Below are 12,876 nucleotides of genomic sequence, written 5' to 3' on the forward strand. Positions count from 1 at the left end.
GAATAATTCGGGTTAAACTATATTTTAGAATTGACAGGGTTATCTGACAGGCAAAGGCATACTCCCCGCGAGTTGTCAGGCGGACAGCAGCAGCGTGTGGCAATTGCCCGTGCATTGATTGGAAGTCCCGAAATCCTCTTTGCAGATGAACCGACTGGAAATCTGGATAGTAAAACCGGGGCAGAAATTTTACATCTGCTGCACCATATCAACCAGGAAAACAAACAGACGATCATCATGGTAACCCATTCGTCAGAAGCAGCAAAAAGCAGCAGCCGAATCATTACAGTCCGGGATGGAATGATTGAGTAAGTAAAGGCTCCTTTCCAAACCGTAAGTCTGGAGAGGAGCCTAATGCTTTGAGTCCGCAAAGGACTTATTTTATTAGTATGTAAACAGCTGTACCCAGTACTGAGTTCCTGAACCGTTTTGTACATTGCCTACACCGATATGTGTAAAGCTCTTATTTAAGATGTTAGCCCGGTGTCCGGCACTGTTCATCCATGCATTCATTACTTCTTGTGGTGTCTTCTGACCCCAGGCAATGTTCTCGCCTGCCCCCCGGAAGTTAACGTTCTGCTCTTTGATTGCAGTAGAGAAGGAACTGCCGTTTGGACGTACGTGCTCGAAGGAAGTCTGAATTTCATTGGCTCTTACATTCGCTGCTTTTTCCACATTTGCATCAATGGTAAGAGGTGCAAGTCCTGCTTTTGCTCTTTCTGCATTTACCAGATCAACAACCTGCTGGGTGTAGGTTTTGTTGGTAGTGGAGCCGGTGTTGGTGTTTCCACTGTTAGTGTTTCCGGTGTTTGTATTACCGGTGTTTGTATTGCCGGTGTTTGTATTGCCGGTGTTTGTATTGCCGGTGTTTGTATTGCCATTATTGGTATTGCCATTATTGGTATTGCCATTATTGGTATTTCCATTATTGGTATTTCCATTATTGGTATTGCTTCCGTTTCCTTTGTTGCAATTTTTATTATTATTACTATTGCTATTGATTAGAGAAGACCAGTTTACATTGTTTGAGTTGATCCCAAGCTGCTGAAGCTTCGCCCTCAAATCACTGGCATTATAGGAGCCATAAATTGCAGTCACGTTTCTTCCGCCATAGCACTGTCTGTAGGAGTTATTCACCGCTGCGTTTGCTGTTAATGGAAGCATGCTTGTCAAGGTTAACGTAATCAATCCAATTGCCTTTAGTTTCTTCAATGTTATTTCCTCCTTTTGGTTATGTTACAATTTTATTACATTTGTGTTACAAGAATATGATAGCACTGTTACTTCCATTTTTCCAGTGGTAATACATGGTAATTTTTTTACCAGATTTCCAGAACGGGGAAAAGGAATTTTCCATTCTCACTCCAGTTCCCTGTATGCATCTGTTAAAAAGTCCAGAAAATGCCTGCTTGCAGCAGGTAAAATCCTCTGATCCTTAAATACGACTCCAATGGTTCTGGACAGCGGCGGTTCCAGTTTTCTTACAGCATTTTTATAATCCACCCGGTTTAAAATTAAATCTGAGAGAATTCCCACACCCAGCCCTTTTTCTATCATCGCCATAATTGTATAATCATCATGTACAATATATTGAATGTTCGGTTTGATTCCATATTGGCGGAAATACTCCATGGGTTCATTTAAACTTCCCTCTTCCAGCAGGATAAATGGTTCTTGTGACAGTTCCTTTATGGGAATCTTATCTTTTGCAGCAAGGGGGTGGTTTATGGGAAGAACTGCAAGCATGGGATCTTTTTTTAAGGGAATGGTCTTCAGTTCCTGATCTGTCACTGCCTGCGGATTAATGAAACCAAAGTCCACGCTGCCTTCCTTTACCAGCTGCTCAATCTGCGTGTAATCTCCCTGGTAAAGCTGAAAGCTGACAGCGGGAAATTTTTCTTTGAAGCCCTTCATCAATCCCGGAAGCCAGTGGCAGGATACACTGGCAAAGGTGCCGATGCGGATGGCTGCATTCTGAATTCCTTCCATCTCACTTCGCTTTTCCATCAATTCCCTGTATGCATGACAGATATTTTTTATGTATGGCATAAGCTCAGACCCGTCCGGTGTCAGTGTTACGCCTTTTTTTGACCTTACAAAAAGGACTGTATCAAGTTCCTCTTCCAAAGACTGAACCATCTGGCTGACAGCGGACTGTGTATAGCCCAGTTCCAGGGCAGCTTTGGTAAATCCCCCACATTCCACAATTTTAACGACTGCCCGGTACCGGTTCATTCATCCACCTTCTTATCCATCAGTTTTCCTAATGTTTCCATTATAAACATTTGTTTTACTGATGTAAAGAACCGTGGTATATTTTTCTTAGTTTACCAAAAGGGGGTTGACCCCGTTACGGAGGATTCTTATGAATGAGCGAAGATTACAATATTTTACCGGAATAAAAGACGGCATTCCCATAGGACTTGGGTACTTTGCAGTATCCTTTACTTTTGGTATTATGGCAGCTAATACCGGACTTTCACCATGGCAGGCCATAGTGATGTCACTTACCAACTTAACCTCAGCAGGTCAGTTCGCCGGACTTGGGATCATCAAAGCAGGAGCATCCCTTGGAGAAATGGCTCTTGCCCAGCTTGTGATCAATTTAAGATACAGCTTAATGTCCTGTTCCCTGTCCCAGAAATTTAAAGAAGATATACCGTTTTATCACCGTTTTCTCATTGGATACGGAGTAACAGATGAGGTATTTGGCGTCTCCGTCTGCAAATCCGGTAAATTGGATCCCCGCTACTGCTATGGACTGATGTCTGCGGCAGTCCCAGGCTGGACACTGGGCACTGCTTTCGGAGCTGTATCCGGCAGCCTGCTTCCAGACCATCTTTTAAGTGCCTTAAGCGTGGGGTTATACGGTATGTTTGTAGCTATTATCGTACCTCCGGCAAGGGATAACCGGACTCTGGCGCTGGTGGTAGCTGCTTCCATGATTCTTAGTTTATTGTTTTCCTGTCTTCCGGGACTGCGTATGATTTCTTCCGGTATGAGGCTCATACTTCTGACAGTTGTGATTGCTGGCGCAGCTGCATTTTTGTTTCCATTTCCGGCTGAAAAGGAGGTTTCTTATGAATGACCGCATTTATGTGTACATACTGGTTATGGCAATCGTGACTTACGCCATCCGCGTACTTCCCCTGACTCTGATCCGGCGGGAAATCAAAAATACATGGGTACGTTCCTTCCTCTTCTACGTTCCCTATGTAACCCTGTCCGTGATGACTTTTCCGGCTATCCTGACAGCTACCAGGAGTATCTGGTCCGCAGCGGCGGCATTGGCGGCGGCTGTGGTGATGGCTTATAGGGGGAAGACGCTGATTTTCGTTTCCCTGACGGCTTGCGGGGTTGTGTTTTTGATGGAGCTGCTGCCGGGAATTTTGTAGCCAATAGAAAAATAAAAGAAGTACAACTTTCAAAAAATGAAGGGAATGTTGTGCTTCTTTGCTGAGGTTATTTAACGGTATTTCATAAATTCAAGTATTAGAAACATTGAAAATAAATATAAAAGATCATTTAAAGCAATCGTACGCCACGCATTTTTCTTATCAATGGGAAAAAAGTTCCTTGGATTATTCTCGTCATATTGAATCTTCGTTCTCTGATAAAGATGTAATAGTTTCTCATTGTTCTCATAAAGCGGAAATTCTTCTTCGTAGGTAATTCCATCTACAATATATCTATAAGCAGCATAATAGACATAATTTTTTAAGAATCTATCACGTTTACAATGTTTTCTTATACTAATTATTGCACCTATAGTATCTCCCTTATATTTTTTAAAATTATAATGTTTCATAATAGCTCTGATAAGATCAGCACAACAAACAACAACCATTATTGCTAATAATACTTTACCCATTTATTTCATCCTTTCTAAACATTATCTGGCATCTTCTTATAAACAGCAATTAAAATTTATCCTTCATCCATACCTTCCATTCTTCTTATCGATTTTAAGGTTCCAATGTATAAAAAAATTAAAACTGTAATTACTCCAACACAAAAATAAGTACGTATTATTGTTAAGTAAGGCAAAACTATTGCCAACAGAAAAGAGCCTGCTGGAATAGAGGAGCAAGCCATGGCATTAAAGATACTTGCAGCTCTGCCAAGGTATTCGTTTGGAGTATTTGCCATGAAAGTCACTTGTGCTGACATACCAATCATCGAATTGATAAATCCAAATATACATAAAACAACCCCATAGGTTATATAACGCAGAGGAATATAATCAATCATACCAACAAACATTAAGCAGAAGTATATCATTCCAATTAATGTGCCCCCATAAATCAATATATCTTTATTTGAAAATGTTTTTCTGACACAGACAAAAAGTAAACTGCCCAGAATAAGCCCGCAAGTCATAAAAATGCTTCCTACCGACATCGCATTCACTCCCAAACTAAGGCACTCATTCACATATGCCGCCTGTAGTTTTTCCAATGGAACAGTAATTACGTTTAATAGGAAACCTATACAACATATTATAAAAATAATCCGATTTTTTTTAAAATATTGTATGCCACCGTATAGATCAGTGCAATAATTCTTAACATTAATGTTTGTATGTATTTTATCTTTTTTACTTCCTGGTAACTTTAATAAATAAAATAATATTGCTGATATAAAGAAAGTAATTGCATCAACAATAATTGCACCCCCACTTCCAAGAAAGCCGATAACAGCACCTGCACAGCCCAGGCCTATGAGTTCAGATATACGGCTTGCAGACTGATTGAGCGATAAACCTATATTATAATCCTGCTTTTTTAATACTAGTGGAATTATAGAAAGACTGCTGGGTATTCTGTAAGCTTCAAAACATGAATTTAAAAATGTAAGAATTAATAAATGCCACGGCTGCAAAGCTCCTGATATCATCATTATACCAGTACATAAGACCACTAAACCTCTGCCTGTGTCACATAATATTACTGTGATTCTTTTATCAATAAATTCCACCAAAGCTCCGGCAAAAGGCTGAAGTAAGATCGTGGGAAGAGAGTTTATACCATAAATAAGCGCCAGCCACGAGGTAGAGCCGGTTAGTTCATACACCATCCAGCCATATGCTATAGAATCGATAGAATCACCAAATCTGCCTATTATGTTTGAAAGAATAATTTTTAAATATTCTTTTTCTGTTCTTATAAATGATTGATACATATATTTTTCCATTGTTTATTCTTAACCTGTAACCTCCCTTCAATATGAATCTTTAAACAATATGTATTTATTAACATTTTATGACAGTAATTTCAACCCATGTGCCGAAATTATACGTGTTAGCTTCCAAAATTAGACACTACCAAAGAATTTTATCATTAAACCGTGGGGATCAAACCGGCTGCAGACCAATCTCCCTGCATGCAAAAAAACAGACAACTTACGATGTCTGTTTTCTGCTATCATATATAAGAATGAACAAAACTCCCCATTCTCCTATATCACATAATTATTCATATAATCATTCTTCTGAATCAGATCTGCAATGGTTATCCCGTCAAAGTAATCGTTAATCAGCTTATTAAGACCTTCCCACATCTCTAAAGTCTGGCACTGCCCCGCTCTGTTGCAGTTATTGGTCTCCCCTTCCAGGCAGGACACAGGAGCAAGAGAACCTTCCGTAAGCCGTAAAATACTTCCCACTGTATAAAGCTCCGGATCCTTTGCCAGCTTGTAGCCGCCGCCTTTCCCTCTTAATGAGATAAGGAAATTATTTTTACTCAAAACAGAGACTATGGATTCTAAATATTTTTCTGATATCTCCTGCCTTTGGGCAATATCCATCAGTGTAATAAATTCACCGTTATTGTGCTCTGCCAGATCAATCATGAGTCTGATGGCATAACGGCCTTTTGTTGAAATTTTCATATGCATAACCTCCTTATCATAATTTACCACAAGGTTAATATGTTTTTCAAGTCTATTTCTAATATTCTTCCTGATTTTCTTTTTTACCAGCGGTTTTCATATCATAATCATCCAGGAAATGATGAACAGCCCCATCCTTCTTATAAGCAATTATGGTATTTAAATTAACATTCTCCACGCTTTTAAATAAATTGCCTTCAATATAGGGGTTGGTCTCCTTCAGCTGCCTGATCAGATTCTTTATTTCTACCCGCTTGGAACCGGTATTTCCATCTGTTCTGCAGGTGGTACAGGTATCGGTAAACCGGCATGCGCACTGGATAAAATGAAGGTCGTTGTAATCCCGCCAGCGTTTGATGTCATCTTCTCTGATGAGATACAGCGGACGGATGAGCTCCATACCTTCAAAATTGGTGCTGTGCAGCTTTGGCATCATGGTCTGGATCTGGCCTCCGTACATCATTCCCATGAGAATGGTCTCAATCACATCGTCATAATGATGGCCAAGTGCAATCTTATTGCATCCCAGTTCCTTCGCCTTACTGTACAAGTATCCCCGCCTCATTCTTGCACACAGATAACAGGGGGATTTCTCCACTTCATAGACTGCATCAAAAATCTGTGTTTCAAATACGGTAATTGGAATATTTAAAAGTCTGGCATTGTTTTCAATCACCTGCCGGTTTGTCTCGTGATAGCCAGGATCCATAACAAGAAACACCAGCTCGAACGGAAACTTGTTGTGACGCCTGATCTCCTGAAACAGCTTTGCCATCAGCATGGAGTCCTTGCCTCCTGAGATGCAAACGGCTATCTTGTCATTTTCCTTTACAAGCTCATATTCATTGATTGCTTTGGCAAATTTACTGAACAGCTCTTTATGGAATTTCTTCCGGATACTCTTTTCAATCTCTTCCAGCCGCCCCTGACCCTTCTCTTCTTTCTTCATGGCCTGAATGAGCCAGGCTCCATAGCCTCCTGACAGGCTATAGGCTATATATCCTTTTTCTCTTAAAGTCTCTGCCGCTTCCTCGCTGATTACACCCTTTAAGCAATATAAAATAATCTTCTTCTCTTTGGGAAGCGTGCACTCATCTGCTGATAATGCTTCCGCATCCATATGAATGGCGCCGGGAATAAATCCGTGCTGATAGGCTCTTTCCTCTCTGATATCCACCAGAATATATTCTGCCTGATCCATTTGCTCCAGCTGTTGTAATGACAGACTGCATTCACAAGTATCCATGTATTCTGAACCCATATCCTTATCTCCTCATTCCTTTTACGCTTTCTGCTGCCCGCCTGCAAGATCCTTAATAACCTCTCCTGCGATAATCAGACCTGCAACAGACGGCACAAATGCCAGACTTCCCGGAATATCCCGTCTCTCCGTGCACTTATGGGCAGCTCCAGGAGGACAGATACAGTTTGTCCTGCAGCTGATGGACATATCCTCGATGGGCCTGGTTGGGATTTCTTTTGAATAAACCACCTTAAGCTTTTTCACTCCCCGCTTCTTTAACTCTCTTCTCATGACCTTTGCAAGAGGGCAAACTGATGTTTTATAAATGTCGGCAACCTCAAACTTGGTAGGATCTAACTTGTTTCCTGCCCCCATACAGCTGATGACTGGAACGCCTGCCTCTTTTGCCTGCATCACAAGCTGAAGCTTGGCTGTTACCGTATCCACCGCATCCACCACATAATCATAGTCCTGAAAGGAAAAATCTCCTGCATTCTCTGGTAAAAAAAAGCATTTATGCATCTCCACCTCAGCATCAGGATTGATCTCTAAAATCCGCTCTTTCATTACTTCAACCTTATATTTGCCAACCGTTTTTCTGGTGGCTATAATCTGTCTGTTAATATTGGTCAGACATACCTTATCATCATCAACAAGAACAAAGGAACGGACTCCGCTTCTTACCAGAGCTTCCACAACATATCCGCCCACTCCGCCAATTCCAAATATGGCAACTTTCGCTTCTGACAGACGCTTCATAGCATCTTCCCCCAGTAACAGCTGGGTTCTGGAAAACTGATTTAACAAATGAATCTACCTCTTTCTACATTTTCTGCCTGATGGTATAAAAAAACACACTTCAAGTAATTATACTTCGAAAAGTGTGTTTGGGCAATTCATTTTTACTGGATATGGTTTCCTTACAATTGTTATCAATTATTTAATAAAACGGTCAATGGCCTTGTTTAAATCATCAATTGCCTGCTTGTCTCCTGATTCCACCGCGTCCACAATACAATGTTCAATATGATCCTTAATGATCACTTTTCCCGTCTGATTCAATGCCGATATGACTGCTGACAGCTGAATCAGCACCTCACTGCAGTCTCTTTCATCACTGACCATACGTTTCACAGATTCCAAATGTCCGATCGCACGGGACAGCCGGTTGATAACCATCTTTGTATTCGTATGCTTATGCGGGTGTCCGGGTAAATGGGAATGGGTATATTCAGTACCATCCTCTGCCTTATGTGTGTGATATTCCATGTTCTCGTTCATATTTGCTACTCTCCTCCATACTCCCTATTGTACTCCAGATTTCATTTTTTCACAAGATGGTATGAAGATGATATGAAAATTCAGGTGTTCTTGACATCCCCTTCCATTCATGCTACACTCTTACTCCAAAATTTAATTACTGCAGGAGGAAAATATGTCAGCAATCTATGAAACCAGTCGGCTTTTACTAAGAACACCGGAATTGTCCTTTGCACCCATGGTCACAGACTATTATCAAAGAAACCGTGAATTTTTATCAGAATGGGAACCGATCAGAGACGAAGAATTTTACACTCAGGAATATCAGAAAAAACAGCTGGAAAACCAAATCGCAGACAGCAGTTCTTTAAAGCTGTGGATTTCAAAAAAAGGTGAAGAGAACAAAGTGATCGGCGCCCTGGCATTTAACAATATCGTAAAAGGAGTGTTCCTCTCCTGCTTCCTTGGCTATAACCTGGATAAAGATGAAATAAACATGGGCTATATGACAGAAGCTGTGAGAAAAGGCATTGAAATCATGTTTCGGGACTACGGTCTTCACCGGATTGAAGCCAATATTATGCCCCGCAATATCAGATCTTTAAAAGTGACAGAAAAACTTGGCTTTCAGAAAGAGGGGCTTTCCCCTCAGTACTTAAAAATCAATGGGAAATGGGAAGATCATATTCATATGGTGTTATTAAACCATGAAATGAATGAATAATGGGCGTTTGTGCTGGTTTTCATTCATTGGGCAACACAGATGGAAAACGCCAAAAGCAATGCCGAGGGCGGTTTCTCGCAGGGTTTTACGATTGCCTTTTCCTTCATATTTGAATTACGCCAGTACCACCCCGGCAAGGGGCGAAATGCGTTCTAAATGTTCTATTGATTCTGCTCACGGAAAAGAGCCGTCTTTTTTCAGAGACAACTCTTTTCCTATATATGAATATTTATTGATTATATAATGTCTGGAATGCCATAAATATACTGTAAAATTAATAGAGTTAGGAGTTCACTTTAAGCCTAAGCTGATAGTATTTTATTAGCTATCTCTATACAGTCCTGCTTTGTTTTAGCTTCCTGAATTACTTCCTGTACCAAATTTGAACCAGTTCAGGTTGAATAAGTATCCGCTTCCTCCCGTAAACTTCAGATATAAGTCATGCTTTCCGCTCACCCCGCTAACATTGCACGTTGCAGCCGTCCAAGTCTGCCAGCCCCCGGTCCCGGCAACCGGACAAGTCCCTATCAAAGTCCCGTTAAGACTATCCAGCCTGATCTCAATATTCCCTCCGCTGGTGGCACTGGCGACTCTGGCCTGAAAGCTTGCAGCACCACTGCCGAAATCAATATTGCTGTATACTGCATAATCCTCGTTTTCGATGTATCCGGCATTCTCCCCACCTTCCGTACAGCTTTCGGTTTGAACTCCCGATTGGTTATTGTAACTCTCCGCTTCGATCTGTGCAAAGGCCGATCTTGGGTCAGGAGTTGGCAGAGCCCCCCCGGAATCTAAACCGGCACCATCAAACGGAATGACGATAACCTTACTGCCATGACTGTCATTGCCCAAGTCCTGGTCTTTTGCAACGTCTATCGCCGCCAGTGTCATCGCAACCACATGGCCATTCTCCATATACACATTGGGACGTTCCAATTTATTCCAGTGATTTACCGTACCATTTGAATAGCGGATAAAATTCGCTGTAGGGTCATAGGCGTATCCAGGTTCTAATTTCCAGTTGCTGATACCATCTTGGGAAGTGATGTGATACGCCTTACGTGTGTCCCACTTATTGACAATAATATGATAAAGGCCACCACTGTACCACATAACCGGATCCTCCATGTTGACTGTCGGACAACCAGGAATCTTCTCATAAATATTGGTTCCCTGAATGGTGTAAGGTCCAAGGACATTATCAGCAATACCAATTACCCCATCTCTTTCAATCAACCCATAACGTCCATCCGGACGAAGCATAATGTAAACATTGGACGCTGTATATTTGGATGAGAAAGCATTTGGAGTAATCGATACACTCCCCAGCTTTGACCATGGCCCATCCAGGGAATTGGAGACAAAAATGTCAGCCGGCCGCCTGGTTTCACTCACGAGGATCGCATACCTCCCGTCTTTTAGTTGCAGCGGGACCACGTTGTGACCTTTACCGCCCTGATCGTTGGGCCAGCACATACCCTTGTCCGTATAAGGTCCATACAGATTGGAGCTCGTCGCATGAACAGCCACAGAGCCAAACCACCCGTTGTGGCCGGCAGATTGATTCCACCGGCTGGCAAACATATGATACGTGCCATCCGGCCCCTTGATGATTCCTCCATCCCAATAAGCATACTTCGACATGGTCCTGTCTTCCAAACCGTTGGATTGATCACGAGGACCCACTGCCGCGGCGCCCCAACAGGACGACGATAGGGAATCGATTATCGGCGTCGTTTTAAAATAATCAATGTACGATGAAGCAGCATGTACTACATTGAAAGATACCAGTGATAAAACTAATCCAATAATAAATATTGATTTTTTCTTCATAATCTACAATTACCTCCTTATTTGAATTTAACGGTATTGTTGTAAACAACTTTAGAGCGCACGTCTTTAAGGCTAATAAGGTAATTTCGTAATAGAAGGTACATTTTCATCAAGGCATTGTCTGTTCATTCACACTCCCATCTTCCTTGAGATCTCCGGTGTTTACACTTCCACCGGTAAACTTGAACCAGTTAAGGTTGAATAAGTATCCGCTTCCTCCCGTAAATTTCAGGTATAAGTCATGTTTTCCGCTTACTCCGCTAACACTGCACATTGCATCAGCCCAAGTCTGCCAGCCTCCGGTTCCGGCAACCGGACAAGTCCCTGCTAAAGGACCGGAAAGACTATCAAGCCTGATCTCAATATTACCTCCGCTGGTGGAACTGGCTACTCTGGCCTGAAAGCTTTCTGCACCATTGCCGAAATCAATATTTTTGTAAACTGCATAATCCCCGTTTTCGATATATCCGACATTCTCCCCTCCTTCGCTGCAGCTTTCGGTTTGGATTCCAGACTGGGTGTTGTAGCTTTCCGCTTCTATCTGTGAAAAAGCCGATGTCTGGCCAGGAGTTATCCCTGTGCCGGTGAACTTCCACCAGTTGAAGTTAAATAGATAACCGCTTCCGCCGGTAAATTTAAAGTATAGGTCATGTACTCCTGTTGCACCGCTTACATTACAGGACTTAGTTATCCAGTTCTGCCAGCCTCCGGTATTTGAAACAGCACAGGTTCCCACCAGTTTCCCTGTTTCGCTGTCAAGGCGGAGCTCAATATTCCCGCCGTTAGTCGCCGAAGCTACTCTTGCTTCAAAAGATGCCGCACCGGAACCAAAATCTACACCTTTTACTTTTATCCAGTCCCCGTTTTCGATATTACATACATCCATTCCGCCTTCACTGCATTTTTCTGTCTCAACACCGGATTCCCAGCAAATTGTTTCAGCTTCCGTTTTAACATATGGGTCTAAATTACCAAGCTGGCCCGGACCATTTTTGGTAATTGGAATACTGGGAATTGTACCATCTGCATTGTATTTGAATTGCTCCAAGCCAACAGAACGATGATAGCTTCCGCCTCCTGGTAAATTACCGGTATGGTAAAAAAGGTAGGAATTTCCCTTATAATCGGTTACTCCCGGATGGTTTGTATAGCTGTTTTGCGAACCCATAATAGTTCCCTTAGAGGTCCATGGCCCGGTAGGACTGTTGCTGGTCGCATAGGAGATATTTTCGGATCCTCCGGTCATACCTGCGTATACCATGTAATATAAATTATTACGCTTGTAGAACCACGGACCTTCGACATAATTCGCTGGTTTCGGAGATACCTGGACAATACCGCCTGAATATGAAATCATATCCTGATTCAACTTCACATAATAGAGGTTACCGTTCCCCCAGTAGAGATACGCCTGTCCGTTGTCGTCAATGAATACGGTAGGGTCGATATCCTGGGCCCCGTTATTGGTGATTAAAGGTTTCCCGAGAGGATCGGTGAACGGCCCGGTCGGGCTGTCTGATACTGCTACACCGATTACCCTTGCGCCCCCGGCATTTTTCCGGGTCATCGGACCGTAGAAATAAAACTTCCCGTTCCTGTTAATAACCTGGCCAGCCCATGCATCGCCTTGCGCCCAACTGAATGTTTTGTAAGACAACGGTGATCCATGATCCGTCCAGTTTTGCATGTCGGTGGAGGAATAGCATCTCCAGTCATTCATGGTATAAAAATTATTGACGATGGTGTCCTCGTCATGAGTGGTATACAAATAGCAAGTCCCGTTATAAACCGTCGGGGCAGGATCTGCAGTATAATTCGTTTGTACAATTGGATTGTCTGCATAACACTCTGTTGAATGAATTAGGGAAATAGCCATCAGGAAAACTACAACTCTACTTACTTTTTTCATAGATTTACCTCCAATCAA

13 protein-coding genes and 1 pseudogene are annotated in these 12,876 nt (G+C 42.1%); 4 read left to right on the top strand and 10 right to left on the bottom strand.

Annotated features, from left to right (window positions below; translation table 11 throughout):
• Positions 1–12 precede the first annotated feature (12 nt).
• Positions 13–312 (top strand): annotated as a pseudogene (locus DS742_RS26330) (ABC transporter ATP-binding protein); the annotation flags it as partial.
• 72 nt (positions 313–384) lie between these two features.
• Here the strand turns inward: DS742_RS26330 and DS742_RS26335 are convergent.
• On the bottom strand, positions 385–1,212 hold the full coding sequence (locus DS742_RS26335) for a CAP domain-containing protein (RefSeq protein WP_242996847.1): 828 nt from the start codon (positions 1,210–1,212) through the stop codon (positions 385–387).
• A gap of 147 nt (positions 1,213–1,359) precedes the next feature.
• Positions 1,360–2,235 carry a LysR family transcriptional regulator gene (locus tag DS742_RS26340; protein ID WP_117419889.1) on the bottom strand — a complete coding sequence of 292 codons (876 nt, stop codon included), beginning with the start codon at positions 2,233–2,235 and terminating at the stop codon, positions 1,360–1,362.
• 130 nt (positions 2,236–2,365) lie between these two features.
• On the opposite strand from DS742_RS26340, the gene DS742_RS26345 reads away from it, so the two are divergent.
• Complete coding sequence (locus tag DS742_RS26345) at positions 2,366–3,088, top strand: AzlC family ABC transporter permease (protein WP_117419890.1); 723 nt, start codon at positions 2,366–2,368, stop codon at positions 3,086–3,088.
• Positions 3,081–3,395, top strand: coding sequence for an AzlD domain-containing protein (locus DS742_RS26350; protein WP_117419891.1), 315 nt, complete (start codon positions 3,081–3,083; stop codon positions 3,393–3,395). Before DS742_RS26345 ends, DS742_RS26350 begins: the two co-directional genes overlap by 8 nt.
• Positions 3,396–3,466: 71 nt before the next feature.
• On the opposite strand, the gene DS742_RS26355 is transcribed toward DS742_RS26350, so the two are convergent.
• The 6 genes from DS742_RS26355 to DS742_RS26380 all read right to left on the bottom strand — a co-directional run bounded on the left by DS742_RS26355 (position 3,467) and on the right by DS742_RS26380 (position 8,413).
• On the bottom strand, positions 3,467–3,871 hold the full coding sequence (locus DS742_RS26355; protein ID WP_117419892.1) for a hypothetical protein: 405 nt from the start codon (positions 3,869–3,871) through the stop codon (positions 3,467–3,469).
• 56 nt (positions 3,872–3,927) lie between these two features.
• Positions 3,928–5,193: an MFS transporter gene (locus DS742_RS26360; protein ID WP_117419893.1), complete on the bottom strand. Its 1,266-nt coding sequence runs from the start codon at positions 5,191–5,193 to the stop codon at positions 3,928–3,930.
• Between the two features lie 264 nt (positions 5,194–5,457).
• Positions 5,458–5,889 (bottom strand): RrF2 family transcriptional regulator, encoded by a 432-nt coding sequence (locus DS742_RS26365; protein ID WP_117419894.1) that lies wholly within the window; start codon positions 5,887–5,889, stop codon positions 5,458–5,460.
• A 58-nt stretch (positions 5,890–5,947) separates the two neighbouring features.
• Entirely contained in the window at positions 5,948–7,135 is a 1,188-nt protein-coding gene (locus DS742_RS26370) for a rhodanese-like domain-containing protein (RefSeq protein ID WP_117419903.1), read from the bottom strand.
• Positions 7,136–7,171: 36 nt separating this feature from the next.
• Positions 7,172–7,939: a tRNA threonylcarbamoyladenosine dehydratase gene (locus DS742_RS26375; protein WP_117419895.1), complete on the bottom strand. Its 768-nt coding sequence runs from the start codon at positions 7,937–7,939 to the stop codon at positions 7,172–7,174.
• Positions 7,940–8,068: 129 nt separating this feature from the next.
• Positions 8,069–8,413, bottom strand: coding sequence for a metal-sensing transcriptional repressor (locus DS742_RS26380; RefSeq protein WP_117419896.1), 345 nt, complete (start codon positions 8,411–8,413; stop codon positions 8,069–8,071).
• Positions 8,414–8,567: 154 nt separating this feature from the next.
• Between DS742_RS26380 and DS742_RS26385 the strand changes: the two genes are divergently transcribed.
• Positions 8,568–9,116 (top strand): GNAT family N-acetyltransferase, encoded by a 549-nt coding sequence (locus tag DS742_RS26385; protein ID WP_117419897.1) that lies wholly within the window; start codon positions 8,568–8,570, stop codon positions 9,114–9,116.
• Positions 9,117–9,467: 351 nt separating this feature from the next.
• On the opposite strand, the gene DS742_RS26390 is transcribed toward DS742_RS26385, so the two are convergent.
• Both DS742_RS26390 and DS742_RS26395 read right to left on the bottom strand, forming a co-directional pair.
• A complete protein-coding gene (locus tag DS742_RS26390) occupies positions 9,468–10,949 on the bottom strand; it encodes a carbohydrate-binding protein (RefSeq protein WP_117419898.1) in 1,482 nt (493 codons plus the stop codon).
• 109 nt (positions 10,950–11,058) lie between these two features.
• A complete protein-coding gene (locus DS742_RS26395; protein ID WP_117419899.1) occupies positions 11,059–12,858 on the bottom strand; it encodes a glycoside hydrolase family 43 protein in 1,800 nt (599 codons plus the stop codon).
• Between the last annotated feature and the right edge of the window lie 18 nt (positions 12,859–12,876).

The organism is Lacrimispora amygdalina, assembly GCF_003432035.1.
Taxonomy (GTDB): Bacteria; Bacillota; Clostridia; order Lachnospirales; family Lachnospiraceae; genus Lacrimispora; species Lacrimispora amygdalina.